Annotated in this window: 25 protein-coding genes and 2 riboswitches; of the genes, 7 read left to right on the forward strand and 18 right to left on the reverse strand. The window is 39.9% G+C overall.

The window, feature by feature from the left end; all coding sequences use genetic code 11:
* The first annotated feature begins 241 nt into the window (after window positions 1-241).
* The gene (locus ACTJJQ_RS05155; RefSeq protein ID WP_440599997.1) at window positions 242-2,665 is read left to right on the forward strand and encodes an EAL domain-containing protein; all 2,424 of its coding nucleotides are present in this window, start codon (window positions 242-244) and stop codon (window positions 2,663-2,665) included.
* A 234-nt stretch (window positions 2,666-2,899) separates the two neighbouring features.
* On the opposite strand, the gene ACTJJQ_RS05160 is transcribed toward ACTJJQ_RS05155, so the two are convergent.
* From ACTJJQ_RS05160 to ACTJJQ_RS05170, 3 genes are all read right to left on the reverse strand, one after another.
* Window positions 2,900-3,364: a MarR family winged helix-turn-helix transcriptional regulator gene (locus ACTJJQ_RS05160; protein WP_088004396.1), complete on the reverse strand. Its 465-nt coding sequence runs from the start codon at window positions 3,362-3,364 to the stop codon at window positions 2,900-2,902.
* Between the two features lie 357 nt (window positions 3,365-3,721).
* Window positions 3,722-3,886 carry a hypothetical protein gene (locus tag ACTJJQ_RS05165; RefSeq protein WP_008346148.1) on the reverse strand — a complete coding sequence of 55 codons (165 nt, stop codon included), beginning with the start codon at window positions 3,884-3,886 and terminating at the stop codon, window positions 3,722-3,724.
* A 38-nt stretch (window positions 3,887-3,924) separates the two neighbouring features.
* Complete coding sequence (locus ACTJJQ_RS05170; RefSeq protein ID WP_089374149.1) at window positions 3,925-4,080, reverse strand: hypothetical protein; 156 nt, start codon at window positions 4,078-4,080, stop codon at window positions 3,925-3,927.
* A gap of 192 nt (window positions 4,081-4,272) precedes the next feature.
* Between ACTJJQ_RS05170 and ACTJJQ_RS05175 the strand changes: the two genes are divergently transcribed.
* The gene (locus tag ACTJJQ_RS05175; RefSeq protein ID WP_007498778.1) at window positions 4,273-4,602 is read left to right on the forward strand and encodes a MerR family transcriptional regulator; all 330 of its coding nucleotides are present in this window, start codon (window positions 4,273-4,275) and stop codon (window positions 4,600-4,602) included.
* Window positions 4,603-4,859: 257 nt separating this feature from the next.
* Here the strand turns inward: ACTJJQ_RS05175 and ACTJJQ_RS05180 are convergent, their stop codons facing one another.
* Window positions 4,860-5,222 (reverse strand): cupin domain-containing protein, encoded by a 363-nt coding sequence (locus ACTJJQ_RS05180; RefSeq protein ID WP_098680936.1) that lies wholly within the window; start codon window positions 5,220-5,222, stop codon window positions 4,860-4,862.
* Window positions 5,223-5,427: 205 nt separating this feature from the next.
* On the opposite strand from ACTJJQ_RS05180, the gene ACTJJQ_RS05185 reads away from it, so the two are divergent.
* Entirely contained in the window at window positions 5,428-6,291 is an 864-nt protein-coding gene (locus ACTJJQ_RS05185; RefSeq protein WP_039170301.1) for a LysR family transcriptional regulator, read from the forward strand.
* A gap of 145 nt (window positions 6,292-6,436) precedes the next feature.
* Here the strand turns inward: ACTJJQ_RS05185 and ACTJJQ_RS05190 are convergent, their stop codons facing one another.
* The 9 genes from ACTJJQ_RS05190 to ACTJJQ_RS05230 form a co-directional block, all read right to left on the reverse strand.
* A complete protein-coding gene (locus ACTJJQ_RS05190; protein WP_039170299.1) occupies window positions 6,437-6,835 on the reverse strand; it encodes a lipoprotein in 399 nt (132 codons plus the stop codon).
* A 101-nt stretch (window positions 6,836-6,936) separates the two neighbouring features.
* The gene (gene mgtE, locus ACTJJQ_RS05195; RefSeq protein ID WP_007498785.1) at window positions 6,937-8,295 is read right to left on the reverse strand and encodes a magnesium transporter; all 1,359 of its coding nucleotides are present in this window, start codon (window positions 8,293-8,295) and stop codon (window positions 6,937-6,939) included.
* A gap of 207 nt (window positions 8,296-8,502) precedes the next feature.
* Window positions 8,503-8,666: riboswitch (M-box (ykoK) riboswitch) on the reverse strand.
* A 131-nt stretch (window positions 8,667-8,797) separates the two neighbouring features.
* Window positions 8,798-8,941, reverse strand: a complete 144-nt coding sequence (locus ACTJJQ_RS05200; protein ID WP_008346168.1) for a hypothetical protein — start codon at window positions 8,939-8,941, stop codon at window positions 8,798-8,800.
* Between the two features lie 174 nt (window positions 8,942-9,115).
* On the reverse strand, window positions 9,116-9,634 hold the full coding sequence (locus ACTJJQ_RS05205; RefSeq protein WP_282833560.1) for a PepSY domain-containing protein: 519 nt from the start codon (window positions 9,632-9,634) through the stop codon (window positions 9,116-9,118).
* A gap of 93 nt (window positions 9,635-9,727) precedes the next feature.
* The gene (locus ACTJJQ_RS05210) at window positions 9,728-10,417 is read right to left on the reverse strand and encodes a PepSY domain-containing protein (RefSeq protein WP_039170297.1); all 690 of its coding nucleotides are present in this window, start codon (window positions 10,415-10,417) and stop codon (window positions 9,728-9,730) included.
* 66 nt (window positions 10,418-10,483) lie between these two features.
* Window positions 10,484-11,833: a sensor histidine kinase gene (locus tag ACTJJQ_RS05215; RefSeq protein WP_282833559.1), complete on the reverse strand. Its 1,350-nt coding sequence runs from the start codon at window positions 11,831-11,833 to the stop codon at window positions 10,484-10,486.
* Between the two features lie 3 nt (window positions 11,834-11,836).
* On the reverse strand, window positions 11,837-12,523 hold the full coding sequence (locus tag ACTJJQ_RS05220; protein WP_019743445.1) for a response regulator transcription factor: 687 nt from the start codon (window positions 12,521-12,523) through the stop codon (window positions 11,837-11,839).
* Between the two features lie 199 nt (window positions 12,524-12,722).
* A complete protein-coding gene (locus tag ACTJJQ_RS05225) occupies window positions 12,723-12,926 on the reverse strand; it encodes a helix-turn-helix transcriptional regulator (RefSeq protein WP_008346178.1) in 204 nt (67 codons plus the stop codon).
* A 1-nt stretch (window position 12,927) separates the two neighbouring features.
* Window positions 12,928-13,230, reverse strand: coding sequence for a hypothetical protein (locus ACTJJQ_RS05230; protein WP_041092341.1), 303 nt, complete (start codon window positions 13,228-13,230; stop codon window positions 12,928-12,930).
* Window positions 13,231-13,690: 460 nt separating this feature from the next.
* Between ACTJJQ_RS05230 and ACTJJQ_RS05235 the strand changes: the two genes are divergently transcribed.
* The 3 genes from ACTJJQ_RS05235 to ACTJJQ_RS05245 all read left to right on the forward strand — a co-directional run bounded on the left by ACTJJQ_RS05235 (window position 13,691) and on the right by ACTJJQ_RS05245 (window position 18,013).
* Entirely contained in the window at window positions 13,691-14,650 is a 960-nt protein-coding gene (locus ACTJJQ_RS05235) for a S8 family peptidase (protein ID WP_007498796.1), read from the forward strand.
* 112 nt (window positions 14,651-14,762) lie between these two features.
* Window positions 14,763-14,955: riboswitch (cobalamin riboswitch) on the forward strand.
* 156 nt (window positions 14,956-15,111) lie between these two features.
* Window positions 15,112-17,400, forward strand: a complete 2,289-nt coding sequence (gene metE, locus ACTJJQ_RS05240) for a 5-methyltetrahydropteroyltriglutamate--homocysteine S-methyltransferase (RefSeq protein ID WP_342467968.1) — start codon at window positions 15,112-15,114, stop codon at window positions 17,398-17,400.
* A gap of 142 nt (window positions 17,401-17,542) precedes the next feature.
* Window positions 17,543-18,013, forward strand: a complete 471-nt coding sequence (locus tag ACTJJQ_RS05245) for a nucleoside deaminase (protein ID WP_008346184.1) — start codon at window positions 17,543-17,545, stop codon at window positions 18,011-18,013.
* Between the two features lie 76 nt (window positions 18,014-18,089).
* Here ACTJJQ_RS05245 and ACTJJQ_RS05250 read toward each other — a convergent pair whose 3' ends face one another.
* Window positions 18,090-18,506 (reverse strand): organic hydroperoxide resistance protein, encoded by a 417-nt coding sequence (locus ACTJJQ_RS05250; protein WP_039170286.1) that lies wholly within the window; start codon window positions 18,504-18,506, stop codon window positions 18,090-18,092.
* Window positions 18,507-18,667: 161 nt separating this feature from the next.
* Here ACTJJQ_RS05250 and ACTJJQ_RS05255 point away from each other — a divergent pair, with 161 nt between their 5' ends.
* Complete coding sequence (locus tag ACTJJQ_RS05255) at window positions 18,668-19,114, forward strand: MarR family winged helix-turn-helix transcriptional regulator (RefSeq protein ID WP_008346188.1); 447 nt, start codon at window positions 18,668-18,670, stop codon at window positions 19,112-19,114.
* Window positions 19,115-19,148: 34 nt separating this feature from the next.
* Here the strand turns inward: ACTJJQ_RS05255 and ACTJJQ_RS05260 are convergent, their stop codons facing one another.
* The 4 genes from ACTJJQ_RS05260 to ACTJJQ_RS05275 all read right to left on the reverse strand — a co-directional run bounded on the left by ACTJJQ_RS05260 (window position 19,149) and on the right by ACTJJQ_RS05275 (window position 22,387).
* On the reverse strand, window positions 19,149-19,577 hold the full coding sequence (locus tag ACTJJQ_RS05260; protein ID WP_007498801.1) for an organic hydroperoxide resistance protein: 429 nt from the start codon (window positions 19,575-19,577) through the stop codon (window positions 19,149-19,151).
* A 176-nt stretch (window positions 19,578-19,753) separates the two neighbouring features.
* The gene (locus tag ACTJJQ_RS05265) at window positions 19,754-19,888 is read right to left on the reverse strand and encodes a hypothetical protein (protein ID WP_008346190.1); all 135 of its coding nucleotides are present in this window, start codon (window positions 19,886-19,888) and stop codon (window positions 19,754-19,756) included.
* On the reverse strand, window positions 19,878-21,014 hold the full coding sequence (locus ACTJJQ_RS05270) for a Rap family tetratricopeptide repeat protein (RefSeq protein ID WP_024719625.1): 1,137 nt from the start codon (window positions 21,012-21,014) through the stop codon (window positions 19,878-19,880). The genes ACTJJQ_RS05265 and ACTJJQ_RS05270 overlap by 11 nt, the downstream gene beginning before the upstream one ends.
* Window positions 21,015-21,139: 125 nt before the next feature.
* Window positions 21,140-22,387, reverse strand: a complete 1,248-nt coding sequence (locus tag ACTJJQ_RS05275; RefSeq protein ID WP_217967295.1) for a glutamate-5-semialdehyde dehydrogenase — start codon at window positions 22,385-22,387, stop codon at window positions 21,140-21,142.
* Window position 22,388: the final 1 nt, after the last annotated feature.

A 22,388-nucleotide genomic window follows, 5' to 3' on the forward strand; every position in this document is an offset into this window, starting at 1 on the left:
CACACATAATCAGTTTGACAGGCTATGCTTGCAAATCGTACCGTGCCACCTATTAAACGAATAAAAAACCAAAAATGATTCACTTTTCTTCGTTTTTTTACATTAAATTTGATTTTACTATAAAAAATGGTCAAAAAAAATGCTGAATGCCCTTTTTAAGTAAAGGAAAAGTGAACACAGGCGCCACTTGATCCGATATATTAAGTATATGTCTGTTTTTAGATACAGGAGGTTTTCTTACATGACACATTTAACAGGAAGCTACAACGGATGGCTTGTCTTTCTGTCAGTCGCTGTCGCCGCTGTCGCCTCCTACTCAGCTCTTCAATTAGCCAGCCGGGTGATCCAGTCGAGCGGCGCAAAGAAAAGAGTATGGTTGATCATTGGTGCGATGATCATGGGGATGGGAATATGGTCAATGCATTTTATTGGCATGATGGCGTTTCATCTACGCTCTGGTATCACATATGAAACACCCTTACTCATTTTATCGATTTTGGCCTCTTTTATCGGTTCTTTCATTGCTTTTTCAATATGTATTCAGCAGCAACTTTCTACAAGACGACTTTTGATTAGTTCGATCACGATGGGCTCAGCTATTTGCAGCATGCACTACCTCGGATTGGAATCAATGGCGAATGTCACCATCAGCTATGATCCTGTTCTCTTTTTTCTTTCGTTTTTTATTGGTGCGCTCGCTTCATTCTTTTCATTACACCTTTTTTTCCGGCTCCATCGCTCTGAGAAAAGGCGGGAGGATCAGCTGTTAAAAATAGCGGGTGCGCTGATGATGGGCGGTGCTATTGCGGGCATGCATTACACTGGCATGGCGTCTTCGACGATGTTTTTTCATTCAGATGGTCAGGTCGCTACGGGTGGTTCTCTTGAAATGTCACCATTTAGCCTGTCCATTTTCATCGGCCTGATGACGCTTATCGTCCAATCACTCATGATTTTCGGCGCCTATATTGATCAACGGATTATGTCACAATCAGATCAGCTAAAAGAAAATGAACAGCGGTTCCAATCACTGATCAAACATAATATAGATGGTATTATCGTGTTATCTGTTGATCGAAAAGTGATATCGGCGAATGACCCAGGCAAACACATTTTGAAAATGTGCAATTCCTGGATTGGTGATGATGTGAGTCAATACGTCATGCCGACTGAGATGTGGGAAGACTTTATTTATCAATCAAAAAAAGCAATTACGCGTGAAGCAGAACTGAAAGCAGCAGATCGTTTTTATTATTATCATGTTACATACATACCCGTACACGTCAACCATACACTTGACAGCATTTATCTCGTTTTTAAGGATTTAACCCAGCAGAAGATTGCTGAAAAAGAAATTCATGTGATGGCACATTATGATGCATTAACTGAACTTCCGAACCGTCGTCACGGAATTAATCATTTAAATGATGTTTTATCCGCTCAAGAAGAGACAAAAACGTCAACGGCAGTTCTTTTTCTTGATTTAAACCGGTTTAAAATTATTAATGATGCCCTTGGTCATAACATAGGCGATCTGCTGTTGAAAGCGGCCGCAAACAGACTAACCAAATGTTTGCCTGACAATGGCTTTATTGCAAGAATTGGCGGGGATGAATTTTTAATGATCTTTCCTCACATGGAGCATAACACACATAAAATTGAACAGCTTTTGAAAAACATCATTCGCCAATTTGAACGTCCTTTTTTCATTCAAAACCATCAGCTCATTACATCCATTAGTATTGGAATCGCCATCTCTCCGCAAAACGGTAAGAATGGTATGGAATTGATGAGAAAAGCAGATATGGCCATGTATTTATCAAAGAAACATAAACAAAGCCGCTATGAATTCTTTACTGAATCTATGGAAAGATTGAGTGAGGACAGACTCAATCGCGAACTGGAGCTACGAGATGCCATTCAAAGAAAGCAGTTTGTGCTTCATTATCAGCCGCAAATCAGCGCCAAAACAAGACAGATGACAGGTGTTGAAGCCCTTTTAAGAATGAAAGCACCAGACGGTTCTCTAAAATCACCAGAGGCTTTCATTGAACTTGCTGAAGAATCGGGCCTGATTATCGATATTGGAAGGTGGGTCATTGACACAGCATGTAAGCAGGCAAAATTGTGGTATGACAAGCAATTGAAAATCCCTGTAGCGGTCAATTTATCTGCTAAGCAGTTTAACTCTGAAGACTTAATTGATTTGATCAAACTAACGCTAAAAAAATACGACCTTCAACCATCACTTCTTGAGCTTGAAGTGACAGAAAGCATGACAATGGACAACATCAAGCAGTCAAAACAAGTACTGACATCTCTAAAACAACTTGGCGTCCGTATTAGTATTGATGATTTTGGTACAGGCCACAGCTCTTTAAGCTATTTGAAGGATTTGCCGATTCACCGCCTGAAAATTGATAAATCATTTATCGAGGATATTTTGAGCGATTCAAAGTCTGAGCAAATCACAGGGGCTATTATTGCAATGGGGCACCAGCTATCTCTAGAAGTCATTGCTGAAGGTGTTGAAACTTTTGCACAAGCGCAACTTTTATCTGCGCAGGGCTGTGACGATCTACAAGGCTTTTATTATGCCAAGCCACTTCCAGCTAGTGACATTGAAAAATTTATCGCCTATCCTGCTCATCAGCTGGATACATAAAAAAGGTGCCAACCATGGCACCTTTCAGCGTGTAGACAAACCCTCGCATTCTTTGTCAGTCCTGCGTGCTGGTGCTCACGAATGACAAATTCGCTCCGCGCCAGTACTCGTCCTTCCTAGACTGCAAAGGTTTTCTATCACGCTGGGCTGAAAAGAAGACAAAGGGCTAAAATCAAGTTCATTTTAGCCCTTTGTCAACAATCTAAAAGGTGCCAACCATGGCACCTTTTCGTTTTATCTAAATAACAAATGCTGACTGTGAATACCTGCTTTTTTCAGCAGACTAATTAATTGCTCCTGTTCTTCACGCGAAAGACCAGAAAACGCCCGCGCAATTCGAAGAGAATGGATTGGATAAATTTTATCCAGATAACTGCGCCCTTTATCCGTTAAATGGGCATAAACTGACCGCTTATCCTTTGGGTCCTGTTCTCTTTCAATGAAACCATTTCGTTCTAACTTGTCAATTACGTACGTCACATTCCCGCTGACAAGCAGGAGTCTTGAGCCGATTTGCTGAAGTTTTTGAGCACCTCTCGTATACAGTAATTCGAGAACGGCAAATTCAGTTGGATTGAATCCATGCTCCTTGCTGTCTCTAATACTGTGTTCGGAAACGCTTTTAAATGCCCTTGCAAAAACTTTGTAAAGCGTCATTGAACGTTCTACTTCTTCTTCATTAAACGATAGTCTCATCACATATCTACCTCTTATAATATTTTTTTAACTTCAAGGCTTTCTTGCGGTGCAGTTGGAGCCTTTCGTAAAAAATAGAAGTACGTTTTTGAAAACCCTTTCAACCACATAAGTGACTCCATTCGTGTTATGTATAAGATTTCGATATAAACTTTTAAAATCCTTCTTATTTTTCACAATCATCTCGAAAAAAAGCTTTTCCAGCAAACCATCATGTTACGACAAATTTTAACATAATCTGTAAAGACTCTATATTTTCTTACATTTGATTCGTCAAATTTCTACAAAATTCAATATTGCTATAATATTAAACACACAAAAAAAGAACCCTTCATGTGACAGTGCACATGATAAGGGATGTTAAAGATAGCGATCGGTTTTGTTGAAAAAGAAATGATACTCTTTTTTTAAGTCACTAATTGTCATGTTCTTGGTCATATCAGGGCTATACACCCCAAGTGAGCAAAGCTGCTTCGTATAATAATGTCTTTCTTTCGCTAAAGCTTCTTTTAATATACGCCGCACGACATCTCCCCTCCTATCAATGGATATGGATCGGGTGCTTATGAGGACTTTTTATACAAATCATTTTGTACGGCTCTAAGAAGAGCATGTGCATTCTGACCCGCAACCTGCATGAACTGCTCCAGCAGTTCATCCCTCTTCACATCTAATGCGATGATTTCTTTTGCCATACGGATGATCTGTGTTTTCTCCATCAAGTGCGCCCCCTCCTTATTTTTTCTTTTTCTTATCATATGTTCACGTGATATGATTTGCACTTTATATGTCAATTTTCCTTCCATTGTTTTTCACTTTATTCATTTTTGTGTTATATTATCTAACAAACGTTAGGTTTTTTTACTGACTGTTGGATATAATATGAAGAAAAGACTTGCAGGGGTGAGGATATGACGCAGGAAGATGTATCTTATAAAGATAAAAAAGTCATTTCAATCGGGATTGTCAGTGAATTAACAGGACTTTCCGTCAGGCAAATCCGATATTATGAGGAACGTAAACTCATCTATCCCCAGCGCTCAACAAGAGGCACACGGAAATATTCTTTTTCTGATGTAGAACGTTTAATGGATATCGCCAATAAACGGGAAGATGGTGTGCAGACAGCGGAAATTTTAAAAGACATGAAGAAAAAAGAACAGGCATTAAAAAGCGGACAATATAAGAAAAAAATGCTGGAAGGACAGATCAACGCGCACTTCCGGTACAAGAATCGATGAACTAAATAACAATTGCTTACTCGGCAAAATAAACTTAGCATCTGATCGTCCTGAATATGAATCGATGAAAGCACGAACTGACCCAAAGACCGATTCTTGCTGAAGAGTCTATTTCAGGTAGCGAAAGGAAATGCATTACAACTCATCTGAATCATTGAAGCAACAAAACGAGGCAGCAATTGCAGCCTCGTTATTAGCTAAAACAACCATTCAACTATTTATCCCCTAAGGTACTTGATCTTTAACGTTTTAGTTTTTCAAATTTGTTCAGGAATCGAAACAGTTCGTTCATTGAGCACATTCCCCGTGTTTAGCGTCGTTTTGGGTTCTATTAAGAGCAAGTGAACTTCTTCTTCAGCAATTGGCTGATGTTCAACTCCTTTTGGAATCACAAGAAATTCTCCTTCATGAAGCGTTATTTCCCTATCCCTAAAACGGATGACTAGATTGCCTTTCCACACAAAGAACATTTCATCCTCATCATCATGGTGATGCCAAATGAATTCACCCTTAATTTTCACCATTTTCATGTATGAGTCGTTCAACTCTCCACCTATTCTAGGATTCCAATAATCATTTATTTGCGAAAATTTTTCTTCGATATTTACCTTTGAAATCAATCGATTCCCCTCCTTATTAAATGGAAACGTCTGTTTTAATTGCCACAGCTAAAAAATTCTCATTTTCTCCTCTCGATCAGATAAAAGGGACGCAATGAGCATCAACCTCTTCTATCATTTAGTTTACATACTTCTTTGGATCACGTAAAATCAAAAAATAGCATATAGATCATCACAATTTGTGATGCAAAAAAGGAGAGTTAGTTTGGATATTAAATCTTTGGAAGTATTTAAAGCCGTTGCCATTGAACAAAGCATCACAAAAGCTGCTCAAAAATTAAATTATGTGCAGTCCAATGTCACCGCAAGAATCCAACGTCTTGAACAAGAGTTAGGTGTACCTCTTCTCTATCGATATCATAAGAAAATATCTTTAACGCCTGCAGGACGTGAACTGCTGCCCTATGTAAATAAATTACTATACGATTACGAAGAAGCGATAGAAGCAGTAAAGCTTTCCTCTACTCCGCGGGGATCTTTACACATTGGATCTATAGAGTCCACCGCATCTACAAGATTGCCCAGCATTTTCACAGAATATCACAAAAAATTCCCACAAGTAGAATTGAGCTTGTATATGGCACCTACAGTCGACCAAGTTAGCGCTATCCTCAACTACAAAGTAGACAGCGCGTTAGTAGATGGGCCAATTCTTCATCCAGAAATCATCGAGTATCCTGTATTGGAAGAATCCCTCGTTCTCATTACAAGCTACTCCACGGAGCAATTCCAGGTAGAATCTATTTTACATGAGCCGTTGCTCTCGTCATTCGCCCATTGTATTTATTTAGGACGATGGCAAAAGTGGCTAGAGAACAACGGCTATCCTCCTATGAAGGTCATGGAATATGGTACGTTAGAGGGCGTCCTTAAATGTGTTGAAAGCGGGCTGGGAGTGACTATATTACCAAAATCTATGGTTGAATCTCGGGGGGAAGGCAAATTTACCTGTCATCCATTACCGGAACCACATCGAATCGTGCCCACTGTGTTGATCAGGCGACGTGATTCGTACATGACCAGTGCTCTGTCACAATTTATGGAGTTAATAGGCATTACGAATATGTGATCTGAGACAGATCATTGTTTTCATTAATAAGATCATGTGTGTTAAAAAAAGAGGATAGATAGAGCGACATTCTTTCAGCTCTTCTATCCTTTTACATTATCTCAACTTATGCCTGATTTATCATAAAGCATATGAACGATTCTTTTTATTTAGATGAAGCGTCAGTTCCTTCAACAACCCCTACAAAGTCAATTCGTACGCCGCCTTTTTCAGGATCTTCTTTCACCCGAAAGGCAAGCGCCTTTTTTTCTCCAGTGTTTACATCTTTATAATTTGCATGAAAGACATGGATGCTGGCTTCTTCCAATTGAAAATCTTCATAAGAAAGCGTCTCAATTCCCCATTCCTTTTTCGATTTAAGAATGTCACTTGGGCTTGGGACTGCGCCTTCGACATAGACATTGTCCATTTTTCGTTTATTTCCTTCAGTTATCGCTTCTAACATATGCTCTGATGCCACAAGTCTTCTGTCTTTCCCCTCGTCTTCTCTTGAACATGCACTTAGCAAAACAATGCACATGAAAATGAATAAAAACTTCTTCATTTTTTTCTCCCACCTTCTCCTTAAAATGTAAAGGATGGAAGCGCTATATGCAATCTTTATTCAAAAAAGACTGTAAAACGTTACATTTTACAGTCTTTTGACTACATCAGTGTATGAAGAAATGCTGTTGCAATTCCAAAATAGATGAGTAAGGATAAAATATCATTCAATGTTGTGATCAGCGGTCCAGATGCAATGGCTGGGTCGACGTTTAATCTGTGTAAAATAATCGGCACGACCGTACCTGCCATCGTCCCAATAATCAGTGTTGCAAGAAGCGAGGAACCTACAACAAAACCTAAAATCATATTGCCCTGCCATACCATGGCAACGACCGTAATAATGATTGAACAAACAATCCCAATATAAATACTTGTTCTCAGCTCTCTGAAAATCAAGCGCATAATGGTTTTTTTCGTTAATTCTTCTTTTGACAATCCTCTAATGACAACCGCTAGAGACTGTGTCCCTGTATTCCCTGTCATACCTGCAATCATCGGCATGAAGAATGCTAAAGCAACGACTTGCTGCAAGGTATCTTCAAAATAATTTAAGATACTGCCTGAAATCAGCCCAATGAATAGGAGCAAAATGAGCCATGGAAGACGGCGATATGCCGCCACAAATGCCGGTGTGTCGAACGTGATATCTTTACCAGAGGCAGCAAACTTTTCATAGTCTTCTCCTGCCTCTTGAATCACAACATCAATGATATCATCGACTGTCACAATTCCGACTAAGACATTGTTCTCTTCTACAACAGGGATGGCAAGGAAATCATATCGTTCAATGAGCTTTGCGATTTCTTCTTGGTCTTGAAAGGCACCAACGGCAATGACTCTTGTAAACATAAGATCCTGCACTTTTTCATCTGGCTCACCTAAAATAAGATCCCTGTATGAGAGTACCCCTACAAGCTGTTTTTGATCGTTTATGACATATAAGTAGTTGATCGATTCAGCAATTTCAGCAAAGCTTTTCAGCTTCACCACGGCATCCTGAACCGTATAATGCTGCGGAATCCAAACGTACCGATTGGTCATGATCCGGCCTGCTGTCTCAGCAGGGTAATTCATGAGAAGCTGGACGGCCTTGGATTCCTCTGCTTCCATGTTAGATAAAAGCTGATCCTTCAGCTCATCCTCCATCTCATCAAACAAGTTGGCTAGATCATCGTTATCCATTTTGTTTGTGACGAAGGTGGCTTTGTCTTTCCCTACTTTTTCAAGAACAATCTCTTGATATTCCCGCTCCAGTTCACCCATCATTTCCGTCACGTCATCGACTGTTAAAAAGCTGAGAAAGCGGCCGCGGTGTTTTTCTGGAAGCTCCTTGAATAAGTAGGCCATATCATAAGGCTGAAGTTCTTCCATAATGTTTTTAAATTCTTTACGTTTTCCATCTCTTAGTAAAATAATGATGCGTAAAATGAGTTCATCGTACGTAATGTTCTGTATCATCGCTGTTACCTCCCCAAAATCAGGAGATACCCGAATCCCTTAGATTGTGCGGGGGTCAGGATCTCCTCTATCTGATGCGTCAATCTGATCTTTTGACATACTCTCTATGTGTCTCGAATCGGGATGATCCATCCCCACACCTCCTTTTCTCATAAAAAAGCACCTTCAACCGAATGAAGGCGCTTTGTAAGCATGACAAATAAACACTTGCTCCTTCAATCGTAGAGCTTTAGCACTGTATGGCATAGGATTCATCCAGCTGCATTAAAAATCACCTTATGTCGATGATTCCTGTTGACCCATTGGCGTCTTTGGACATTTTTGGGCAGCAGCGTATCTCCATACAGGAGCCTCACCTAACGAAGTCTCATATTGTTGACACACTGAGATTACAGAAAAAGCGCAATGATGTCAATAAGCAAGATGCCAAGTTTCCTGATGTATTCGCTTACTTTTCAAAAAAAGAGCGATAGACAAGTTGACCATCGCCCTTTCATGTCTTCTATTCCTCTTCTGGCTGATTCATATCCTCTTGGGAGAGGAGATGAAAAGAATCATGCAAAAACAAAGCATATCCTTCTCCATCAGGATGGGGAACATATTCCGCACGATCCATCGTCTGTTCTTCTTCTTTTTTCTTCATCATATTCTCTCGCCTCCTTTCCAGTAGTTTGTCCCAATGAAAAAACCTTACACATAAAAGTGTAAGGTTCAGCGTGTGCGTGCTGGTGCTCACGAATGTCAATTTCGCCCCGCGCCAGTACTCGTCCTTCCTAGGGCTGCAAAGGTTTTCTATCACGCTCAAAGGTTCATTTATACCTTAATCGTCCCATTCTTGCTTGAGGATTTTGCCTGTTTTAGCGGAAATCTCAAAATCAACTTCTTCGCCGCTTGGTGTCGTAATTTCAATTTCATACAAGTACACACCATTTTCTTTATCTAATTCTGAATCTGTGACTGTTCCTTTTACTTTTGCAAGGGCAATTTGTTCAGCCTGTTTTTTGGTGATTTTTACATTTTGTTTCTTTTCTTTGACTGGATCATTGAGCGCTTTGCCTGTTTTGGCATCGACATATACTTTATATTCAAAGCCGCCTTTTTTAATCTCGACCTCATATACCCATTTTCCTTTTTTACGCTCAAGATCTACATCATCTACATAGCCTTTCACAACTTTTAATGCTGCTTTTTCAGCCTGTTTCTTTGAGACAAATGAAGATTTCTTTTGCACCACTTGTTCGGCATTTGCCGTTTGATTTGTATTTTGCGCTTGAAGGGTGAAACCACCTGCGACAAGTACTCCTGTGAATGCTGTAGCTACTAGTACTTTTTTTATCATGTTTAACTCCTCCTCTGTTTGATTTCTCCTTTATCTTAAAAAAACAAGATGATAAAGGAAGGAAAGGAACATGAGAAAATCATGAGAAAATGATTAGTTTTCGTACGTAATGCCTTCAATATCTCCTGTATAGGCATTCACTAATACCTCTGCCTCTCTTCCATCCGGCAAATCGAGCTCTACCTCAAACACGAGCATTCCGCTAAAAGTTTCAAGATCTGCATCATCCACTGTACCGCCCACTTCTTTTACGGCAATCTGAATGGCTTCTTCTACCGTTATTTTTGTCAGCTTCTTTTCTTTAGAGGTTGGCTTTTTCTTTTCTGCTTCAATCACCTTGAACGTGTCTTTCTCAACATCCACTTGATACAGTTCTTTTTTTGATTGAATCGTAAAGATAAAGCGATCCGATTTTTCTTTCTTTTGAATCACGGTACCCTTCACTTTTTTCACTGCCACTTCTTCTGCTTGGAGTTCGGCATTTTTCTCATTTGGTTTTTGATAGCTCTTTAACTGTTTCATCTCTTTCATTTGACCGCTTGAGGAAGATGCAATGATTTGATAGATGCCATTTGAATTTTCAAGCGTCAATGTATAGTCCTGTTTATGATTGATCAGATCAATATTTGTGATGTTTCCATTGTAGTCTTTTGCGATGATTTTTTTAATGTCTGCTTCGCTTAATATTTTTTTGTCAATGGTTTGAATCATGAGCATTGCAAAAGCCACAAGAATGAAAAGACATCCTGCGAGCGTAAGCAGCATTTTCATTTTTTTAGACATGCAGCGCCTCCTTCCTATTTCCTATTTTATAAGGAGGAAATGAGAAATTGATGAGAAAAGACCTACTTATTTCTGAAAAAGAATGGTCATCACGGTTCCTTCACCGATACGGCTGTCTACCTTTAGCTCAGCCCCATGCTCTTCAGCAATTTGCTTCGCAATTGACAGGCCAAGCCCAGTTCCGCCCGTCTCACTGTTTCTCGCTTCATCCACACGGAAAAAGCGGTCAAAGATTTTCGGCAGATCCTCTTCTTTTATGCCAATTCCTTTGTCAACAACCGAAATAAACGGTTTCTCTCCTGCTCGTCCGCAGTTCACATCAACTGGCTCTGCACTATATTTAACCGCATTATCAATCAAGATGGTCAAAAGCTGTTTGATCTTCTCTTCGTCCCCTTCAGCAATCACAGGCTGATCTGTTTGTACATGAGTAAAGATGGTTCGATTGGTTGCCACTTCAAGTGTATGCCCAACTTGGCTGCACAATTGACCAAGATCAACCGGCTTCATGTCCAAGTAAAGCGGTTGCCCATTTTTCGCCAGTGTGAGTAGTTGATCTGTCAGCCTTTTCATTTTTTTTGCCTCATCATGAATGGCTTGAGAGGATTCTTCTACGACCTCTGGCCGGCTTTGCCCCCAGCGTTTTAGTAAATTGCTGTAGCTCATGATGACGGTAATGGGTGTTTTCAATTCATGAGAAGCATCGTGCAAAAATTGCTGCTCTTTCTCATAATGTTTCTCGAGAATTTCGGCCATTTCATTAAAGGTTTGACCCATTTGATACAGTTCATCCTTTGAATCGCCTGTTAATTCAATTCGTTTAAATGCCTTTTCTCTCATACTTGCTTTCATCGTATTGGTCATTCGACTAATTGGGCGGACAATTTGTTTCGTTAAAATGTGGCCTGCAAAATAAGAAAGCACAATAAACAAAACGCCAGTAGCGATTAAAATCATTTTTAATAACGCCAAGTTCTCTTCTGTATTTTCAATTTCTTCATATACTTGCAGCGACACAATGTCCCCATTTGTCCAAATGACAGGGATAGCCGCGAACGCAATCATATGCTTATTGTATTCTTGAATTTCTGCTGTCTGACCAGATTCGTATGTAAAAGGAAGTGAGCTAAACGTAGATTCCTTCGTGACGGTCAGCTTTGATTCACCTTTCTCTGTGACGACACGGATCATACCATTTTGAGGCAGATACGCTTTCAGAAGCTCTGAAGATGGAAGCCCCTCTTCTTCTGACTTCTTTAGTGCAATAGCAATATTTTCAGCTACTTCCGACAGTCTGGACATATCTTTTTGCGTCAAGGTCATCGAAAAAATAAAATAAATCGCTGTATGAAACAGCAGCACCATTAAAAACAAGGACAACGATGTATAAAGCTGGATCTTATTTTTTAATCTCATGCTTTATCCTTTCATCACATAACCCACACCTCTCACTGTGTGAATCAATTGTTTTTCAAACGGGTAATCGATTTTTTTTCTTAAATAGCGAATATAGACATCAACCACGTTCGTGTCACCAAAATAATCAAAACCCCAAACAGCTGTTAAAAGCTGATCTCTTGTGAGCACTTGCTGCTGATGTTTCAATAAATGAACAAGCAAGTCATATTCTCTCGGTGTCAGCTCAAGCGTCTGATCGCCTCTTTGAATTTCTCTTGTTTTCTCATTCACCGTTAAATCTGCAATACTTAGCTCAATTTCCTTTTCCTCTTGCGCATTGTGATTGAACCTCAGCTGTGCACGAATTCGCGCTAATAATTCTTCTATGTCAAAGGGTTTTGTAATATAATCGTTTGCCCCAAGATCAAGACCGCTGACCTTATCGGGAACACTTCCTCTTGCGGTAATCAAAATGATCGGTGTTGCCGTATTTGTCTTTCGAACCCTTCTAAGCACTTCAAGTCCGCTTAATTCTGGAAGCATGACATCTAGAAGCACTAAATCAAAACTCTCCTCCTCGAGTGCCTGGAGTCCTTTCATCCCTGTATCTTGGACTGTGACCTCATATCCTTCATATTCAAGTTCTAATGACAGCACTCTTGCAATTTTCTTTTCATCTTCTACCACGAGTATCTTCCCTTTGTTCATCTCTATCTCTCCTATCTGAAAGGCAAGCTTGTCTTTCCATTATTATATGTTGCCTTTCTCCATTGGAACAGTCACAATCTTCATATCTTATTTTTCATGAATAAGGAATTGTTATGTAATATGGTTGATTTTTATTTTCAGCTGACCCTTTCACATTACAGAAATCAACAAAAAAAGCCTCTTTTCTGAGGCTGGTCCCTTACTTCTTTTTAGGTTGACTGACAAAAAGCTCATCTACAGTCGTATTCAAAACAGAGGCGATGTCAAAGGCTAATTGTAAAGTAGGGTCGTACTTATCGTTTTCAATGGCATTGATGGTTTGTCTCGAGACCTTACACCGTTTAGCAAGTTCTTCTTGGGATAATTTAATGGATTTCCTTAGTTCTCTTATATGATTTTGCAATTTAATCACCATATTTTTTTCTGTATATGAGTAATGTAACTAAATATATGACCGAAATCACAGTTAGGAACATGATGGGAGAAATCCCAAACCCCTTATCAGAATTGTTCCCTTGGGTCGTTAAAAATATAGACTCTGCGACTTCTAATAAAAGCATACCAATGACCACCATAAATGCATACGATTGAGCTTTTGAGTAGATAAATCTCTTTCTTTCATCACCCTTTTGAATCATGGGCGCGATAAAAATGAACAGTCCGACCACTAATAAGATGACTGAATACACAACTTTGACAACATCCAACGGTTAGTCCCCTCCCAATCAAAATGTCAAATACTTTTTACATTTCAATCATATCATCCGCTTAAAAAATGTCAAATACTTTTTACATTCTATATTCTTTCGATCATTATAATGAAAAAACAATTATCTGCACATGCCATGTACCTTTTTCTTTTCTGTCATCCTCTATCTCTTTATATGATTGTTTTTTCGATCTGCCTTTTTTAGTTCTTTTCACCCATTTTCATCTGTACAGGTGCAAGCTCACTATGCAACATTTCATTCTTTTTCATATGATACTAAGAGTTTTCCTCAAAAGGTGACTTCTTTCGGCAAGATATGAGGAGAACTGCACAATAAATAATTATTTGATTATTTGAAAAATTATTACAATTGACCCTTTCCGATCAAACATTTGTTTTATACAATAACATTACGCAACCTGAATCTACTTTGAAAACAAAATAAGGAGGGCTTTCTTATGAAAGGTGAAATTCGCTTAATTCCGTATGAAGTAAAAGCCAATGTGATGGAAGCGAAAGAGACGCCGGAAAGTATTCAGGAGATTAAAGCACCCGAACTTTGGTCAAGTGGCTTCAAAGGAAAAGGCATAACCATTGCTGTCCTTGATACAGGTTGCGACACGGAGCATCCCGATTTAAAAGATCAGATTATCGGAGGAAAAAACTTTACCGATGATGACAATGGCGATGCTGAGAATGTAAAAGACTACAACGGGCATGGTACCCATGTATCAGGAACGATTGCAGCAACGGATCAAAATGGTGGCATTTTAGGTGTTGCGCCTGAAGCCAAGCTGTTGATCGTGAAAGTTCTTGGAGGGAAAAATGGCAGCGGGAAATACGAATGGATTATCAATGGCATTAACTATGCGGTTGAACAGAAAGTTGATATCATTTCCATGTCTCTCGGTGGACCAAGCAATGAACCAGAACTGCAAAAGGCCATCCAACATGCGGTAAGCAGCGGTGTGCTTGTTGTCTGCGCAGCAGGAAATGAAGGTGACGGAGACGAGCGTACTGAAGAGTTCTCCTACCCAGCTGCATACAACGAGGTCATTGCCGTCGGCTCTGTCTCTCTTGCAAGAGAATCCTCTGAATTCTCCAATGCGAATAAAGAAATCGACCTCGTCGCTCCAGGTGAAGACATTTTATCCACTCTCCCTAACCATAAATACGGAAGACTAACAGGCACTTCCATGGCTGCCCCTCATGTGAGCGGTGCACTCGCCATTATTAAAAATGCCGAAGAAGAAGCGTTCCAGCGTAAGCTGACAGAACCTGAGGTATATGCTCAGCTCGTACGAAGAACCCTTCCGCTAAAACAATCGAAAACCCTTGTAGGAAACGGGTTTTTATATTTAACTGCACCAGATGTGCTTCTTGAGAAAACATTGGAAGCAGAACTTTTGTCTCTATAGGTACATGTTAGGTCCTGAGAAAAGATAGAATTTTCTCAGGATTTTTTTAATTAAAATTATTCAAAATTTACTTTGACGAAATGAAGTGAACGTTATATAATCGAACACAATAAATTCATAGTTTGAGAGTCGGTAATTCGATCACACGTCGAATTTTAATTGGGAAGACCGGTGAAAATCCGGCGCGGTCCCGCCACTGTAAGTGAGGAGAGCTTTTCGTTAATAATCCACTGTCGTGAGGATGGGAAGGATGAAAAGCTTGCAGATTCACTAGCCAGGATACCAGCCGCTCTATCACATCAAACCCCCTACGGTTGATAGGAGATGTCGGAAAAGCGTTCGTCATTGATACTTACGCCTTCTTTCGCACACACATTTTGTCTTTTTAAACCAGACATTTGCCCTCATCAATCTTGACCATGAGTGTGAGTGTCTTTTTATATTTAGAGGAGGAATTGGAATTGACAATTGTTAAAACAAGTAATCTAGGTTTTCCGCGAATTGGTTTAAACAGAGAATGGAAAAAAGCACTTGAGTCTTATTGGAAAGGTCAAACTGACCGAGAAACCCTCTTAAGCACACTCGATGAACAATTTTTAGCCGCTATTAAAACTCAAATTGATCAACAAATTGACGTTGTTCCTTCTGGGGACTTCACCTTCTACGATCACGTGCTGGATACTGCCGTTATGTTCAATTGGATTCCAGAGCGCTTCCGCAGCTTGAAAGACCCGCTAGATACATACTTTGCGATGGCAAGAGGAACAAAAGATGCTGTCTCAAGTGAAATGACAAAATGGTTTAATACAAACTATCACTACATCGTTCCAGAATACGAAAAAAGCACAGAATTCAAACTCACACATAACAAACCGCTTGAAGCATACGAAAAGGTGAAAAAAGCGTTTGGTGTTGAAACAAAACCTGTCGTTCTTGGTCTTTATACATTTGTTTCTCTTTCTAAAGGCTATGAACCAAATGAAGTAAAAGAGATTCAGCAACGCCTAGTGCCGCTTTATACTCAGTTGTTAAAAGAGCTTGAAGAAGCCGGTGTAAAATGGGTTCAAATTGATGAGCCTGCTTTAGTCACAGCTTCAAGTGAAGACGTGAAAGCAGTAAAAGCCATCTATCAAACGATTAAAGAAGCTGTACCTGCCTTAAACGTTCTCCTTCAAACATACTTTGACTCAGTAGATGCCTATGAAGAGCTTGTGACGTATCCTGTTGAAGCCATCGGTCTTGAGTTTGTCCATGATCAAGGACGAAACCTTGAACAATTGAAAAAACACGGCTTCCCAAAAGATAAAATTTTAGCAGCCGGTATCATCGACGGCAGAAATATTTGGAGATCAGATCTAGGAGAAAGATTATCGTTTATTTCTGAAGTGATTGCTGACGTGCAGCCGAAAGAAGTATGGCTGCAACCTTCAAGCAGCCTGCTACATGTACCAGTTGCAAAACATCCGAGCGAACAGCTTGAAGATAAACTATTAAACGGACTTTCTTATGCCACTGAAAAACTGGCTGAATTAACGCTATTAAAAGAAGGCTTATCAAAAGGAGCGGCTGCCATTGATGCAGACATCCATGCAGCAAATGAAGCACTTCTGACGTTAAAAGAATTCGCGAAAGGAACGAATGCGGACCTGACAGCAGAGCGCAACAATCTTTCATCAAAAGATTTTAAACGTCCAGTTGCTTTTGAAGAACGACTACGCATTCAAAATGAATCTCTTGAACTGCCGCTTCTTCCAACCACAACAATCGGAAGCTTCCCTCAGTCAGCTGAGGTGCGCAGTGCTCGTCAAAAATGGCGCAAAAATGAGTGGACAGATGCAGAGTATGATGAATTTATTAAAAAAGAAACAAAAAGATGGATTGATATTCAAGAAGAGATTGGCCTAGATGTACTCGTTCATGGAGAATTTGAACGTACAGACATGGTTGAATACTTCGGTGAAAAACTCGCTGGATTTGCCTTTACAAAATTCGCTTGGGTTCAATCTTATGGGTCACGCTGCGTGAAGCCGCCGATCATTTATGGAGATGTAGAATTTACAGAGCCAATGACAGTGAAAGAAACGGTTTACGCTCAAAGCTTAACGGAGAAAAAAGTCAAAGGAATGCTGACAGGGCCTGTCACGATCTTAAACTGGTCTTTCCCAAGAACAGATATCTCTCGTAAAGACATTGCCTTCCAAATCGCTTTTGCTTTACGTAAAGAGGTAGAAGCGTTAGAAGCAGCGGGTATTCAAGTGATTCAAGTGGATGAACCTGCGCTAAGAGAAGGTCTTCCTTTAAAAGAGAGTGATTGGGCAGCATACTTAAACTGGGCAGCAGAGTCATTCCGTCTATCGACATCGTCTGTTCAAAATGAAACGCAAATTCATACACATATGTGCTACAGTAACTTCGAGGATATTGTTGATACGATTGAAGACCTTGATGCAGACGTGATTACGATTGAACATTCACGCAGCCATGGCGGGTTCCTCGATTATTTAGAAAAACACCCGTATTTGAAAGGCCTTGGACTTGGGGTGTATGACATTCACAGCCCGCGCGTTCCATCTGTTGAAGAAATGAGTAAAATCATTGATGATGCACTGAACGTATGTCCGACAGATCGCTTCTGGGTCAACCCTGACTGTGGACTGAAAACAAGACAAGAACCTGAAACCATTGCTGCTTTGAAAAACATGGTGACAGCTGCTGAAGTCGCTCGTAAAAAGCTAGCGCAGCACGCATAATGGACTCACTCTTCCCCTGCTGAACATTTGGCAGGGGTTTTTTATGCGCAAATTGTCCTGTTCAATCTCCTCCTACAATGATTCCTTTTCTATCATGATTCGTTTATACTAGAGAAGTCAGTCGAACAAAGGGAGGAAGACAATGAATCACGAAGCTTTTTTACAACGCGCAATTGATCTTGCAGTAGAAGGAGTAAATAGTGGCACAGGCGGCCCTTTTGGAGCGGTCATTGTCAAAGACGGTCAGATTATTGCAGAGGGAAGCAACAATGTCACAACGAGTAATGATCCAACTGCACATGCAGAAGTGACAGCTATTCGAAAGGCGTGCCAAACACTACATACATACCAATTAGAAGACTGTATTTTGTATACAAGCTGTGAGCCTTGTCCAATGTGTCTTGGTGCTATCTATTGGGCTAGACCAAAGGCCGTATATTTTGCCGCTGGACACAAGGATGCAGCGACTTCTGGTTTTGATGACTCCTTTATTTATGAAGAAATCAACAAAGAATACGAATCAAGAAACATTCCATTTTACCAGCTGACCCTTCAAAAAACCCTTGCTCCATTTGAAGCATGGGACACATACGACAAAAAGAAAGAATATTAAAAAAAGACACCTGCTCCACAGCAGGTGTCAGTAGATGCTTGAGAAAGGGCTAAATTTTAGCCCTTTTTTCTTTTCATTAGTCCGCCACTTCGAGCTCTACTTCGATGTTTCCTCTTGTTGCTTTTGAATATGGACAGAATTCATGTGCAGCCTCAACAAGCTCTTTCGCTTTGTCATGATCAAGCCCTTTAGCGGAAACAATCAGCTTCACGCCAAGTTTAAAACCGCCATCACTTTCATCTTTTAATAGACTGACATGTCCTTCTACTTCTGATTCAATTTCGACACCTTGCTTCTTGGCGACTTGTTCAAGCGCCCCTCCGAAGCAGGCCGCATAACCCGCTGCAAATAATTGTTCAGGATTCGTACCAGTTTCTCCATCTTTCTTTGCGTTTGGCATCACAATGTTGTGGTCAAGCACACCATCATCAGAACGAACATGTCCTGCTCTTCCGTGCTGTGCTTTTACTTTTGCAGTAAATAATGGTTTCATCTTGATCTCCTCCTTCTTCTACTTATACCTTTCACGTTCTATTCGTTGCTCAAACATTTATGGCACATTGAAGAATTTTTCATTTTTAATCTGTATTTATTTTAAAAAGGAAGAAAATCTTATACAATGATAAGTATGACAAAAAATAGTTGGTGACAGATATGACAAATGAATTTGAACATATGAAGCTGGAAAATCAGCTTTGTTTCTTGTTATATGCAAGTTCAAGAGAAATGACGAAGCAATATAAACCATTATTAGAAGAGTTAAATATCACATACCCGCAATATTTGGCACTGCTTTTGTTATGGGAGCATGGGACATTAAATGTGAAAACAATGGGAGAGCTTTTATATTTAGACTCCGGTACACTCACACCTATGCTAAAACGAATGGAACAAAATGGACTCATCATCCGTGAACGTTCGAAAGAGGATGAGCGTTCGGTCCAAATTCGTTTAACAGAATACGGAGAAGCTTTACAAGAGAAGGCCACTTCGATTCCATTTCAAATGCTGTCTGGAACAGGCAGATCAGAAGAAGAGCTGAAAACACTTCGCGCTTCTTTACATGAGCTTCTGCAAAAATTAACACAATCAAAAGGCTGAGGGAATATTCTCTCAGCCTTTTTTTTGATGTCTATTATTGAGCGACAGCTACTAATTCTACTTCAATGTTTCCTTGCGTTGCTTTTGAGTATGGGCAAACGCCGTGTGCTTTATGAACAAGTTCATCAAGTGCAGATTGCTCAATTCCAGTTCCTTTTACTTCTAATTTAACACCTAGTTTGAAACCGCCGTCTGAACTGTCTTTGATTAAGCTTACATGTGCCGTTACTTCACTTTCAAAACGGATACGCTCTTGTCTTGCGACCATTTGAAGGGCTGAATCAAAACATGCAGAATAACCCGCTGCGAATAATTGCTCTGGATTCGTTGCTTTCTCAAGCTTTTTCGCTCTTGGCGTTCCTGGCATTGCTACATCATGCTCTAGTACACCATCTGTTGACACAACCTTACCTTCTCTTCCTCCTACAGCTGATACCGTTGCAGTAAATAAAACTTCTGACATGAATATAACCCTCTTTCGCTCTATTAATATTTTCTACAATTTAATTGTACACAATCTAAATTCAAGAGTCAATGGAAAACACTCACTTTCATCTTTCCTCCATTTTTTATTTTTATGAATGTGCAACCTACGATGATTGAAGCGGTCAATAAAAAAAGCCCTTTAAAAAGGGCTTTTCAGATCGTGATATGCTGCGGATTCGGTTTTTCTAGCGTATGGTTTCTGTTATCGGGGTCGGCATTAGGTGATGTGATCCATAATGCCAAGATCGTGATGCTTGTACAGACGACTGCCCATTTTTTAAAATTCATATAAACAATCCCCTCTCTGAATATAGATACGAGCATGTTCCGCTTCCCCATAGAACATGGAAGATTTTTCATAATCCTCCATTTCATTATAATACTTTGCGGTGTCTAAAGCCAGCTCTTCTATATCTGGATATGCATAGGAAGATTCTAAAAAATGGAAAATCCGTTTAATATGCTCTGCATCTTGTCGTAAGTACAATGCTTCTAAAAAAATGGTCTTCTGAATATGAATGTCATCCTGCAGAGCTTCTGCTCGTTTCATACATTCTTCTCTGTAATATAATGCTTCATCGTTTTTACCTTGTTTGTATAAGATCTGAGCGGCTGTATAAAGAGGGTCTATCGATCGACGAAGATGATCAGATTGGTTTTGATCAAATAATGAGATGGATTCTTTCATTAAGTCGAGTGCGCGGTTCAAGTCTCCCATTCTGTAATAGCTGTTGCCCATATTAAACAAAGAAGAAGCAATAAAACGCACATTCTGAAAGTCTCTTGATCTTGCAAGTGCTCTTTCGAGATGTGGCAATGCCTTTTCATGCCTTCTCATATCATCATAATTACCGGCTACAATAAATTCACACTGAATGGTACGAAGCGCATATAGTTCGTGCTGAATATAGACATCCAGCGCTAGTTTGGCATGGTGCATCGAAATGTGTGTTTGTTTCATGTGATAATATATTTCTGACATTTTAAAATGAAATTCTGCACGTTCAATATCGTCGGATACAAAAGAAAGCTTGTGCTCTGCCTTTTGATAGGACGATATGGCAGCAATGTACTCTCTCCGGCCGAACTCATACATGCCTCTGAAGAAATGATAGTAATATTCAAGCATGCCTGTGACATGCGTTTGATGCTCATCTATTTCTTTCGAAAGCTCGGAAAAGTTGGCGCGAAGCTTTCCTTCCTTTAATGGCTTTAAATAATCGAGCATGACCTCATGCCTGAATTCCATTAAAGAAAAATAGAGAAGCAAATTCTGATCTTCTTCCATTGAATCAAGAGAGGTGCGAATTTCCTGCTTTAACTGTTCTGCTTGTTCTGAATCAAATCTGCGGATTAATTCATACCACTTGTTGATTTTCACTCCAATATCCGAAGAGGGAATGATTTTCGCCATACGTTGCCTTCTCCAATCTTCTCAAAATATAAAACATTACCATATTTTATCATACTTGACCGAAGAAATACAAAAATGAAAGGAAAAAGAGAGCCTTGTGCGATAAGACTCTCTTTTTGGATGGGTTATTCTCTTATTTGTCCTTGACCACGAATGACAAATTTTTCAGAGGTTAGGGCTGGCAGACCCATTGGTCCTCTAGCATGCAATTTTTGTGTGCTAATGCCGATTTCCGCTCCATAGCCAAATTCAAAGCCATCTGTAAACCGGGTAGATGCATTATGATACACAGCGGCAGCGTCAACGGCTGTTAAGAAAAGTGCCGCATGCTGCTCGTTTTCCGTAATGATCGCTTCAGAATGCTTAGAGCTATACATTTGAATATGCTGTATCGCCTCTTCCATGGTCTTTACGGTTTTAATACTGACAATCGGCGCTAAAAATTCCGTTTCAAAATCAGTGGTCGTCGCTAATGTGGCACTAGGTGCAAGTGCACATACTGCTTCATCGCCCCGTATTTCTACACCATGTGTCTGAAGTGCTTCAAAAAGCGAAGCGCCATGTTCTTTTGCCCATGTTTCATGAATGACAATGCTCTCAATGGCATTACAAACAGATGGTCTTTGTGTTTTCGCATTCAGAACAATTTGTTCAGCCATTTCTTTTTGGGCTGTTTCATCAATGTAAATATGACAATTCCCTGCACCCGTCTCAAGTACTGGAACAGTAGACTCTCTCACAACAAGATCAATTAAATGTTTCCCGCCGCGTGGAATAAGGACATCTAGATAGTCATTTAAAGTGAACAGGGTTTTAGCCGTCTCACGGCCTGTATCTTCAATCAATTGTACACTGTCTACGGGAATATCCGATGGTTGCAGCGCTTCATGAATGACTTTCACAATCGCTTTATTACTATGAATGGCCGATGAACTTCCTCGTAGAATCACAGCATTTCCAGTTTTCAAGCAAAGAGTGGCCGCATCGACTGTCACGTTTGGTCTTGCTTCGTAAATCATCCCAACCGTTCCAAGAGGCACACGTACTTTTTCAATGAAAAGCCCGTTTTCTTTTTGAATGGTCTCTAATGTTTCACCAATTGGGTCTTTGAGCTGAATGAGTTGATGCGTAGCGTCTGCAATCGCTTCAATTCTCTCTTCTGTTAATGTAATTCTGTCGATCACAGATGGCGTGAACTCTTTGTCTATAGCCGCCTGAACATCTTTTTGGTTCTCGGCAATTAAATACGCTGAAGATGCTTTTAATGCTTTTGCAATAGCGTCTAATGCAGCATTCTTTTGTTCAGTTGTTTTTAATAGCAGCTGATCTTTGGCTGCGCTTGCCTTTTTTGCTTTTTCTAGAACTTCATTCATC

The organism is Bacillus sp. 22483, from assembly GCF_052044605.1.
GTDB lineage: Bacteria > Bacillota > Bacilli > Bacillales > Bacillaceae > Bacillus > Bacillus altitudinis.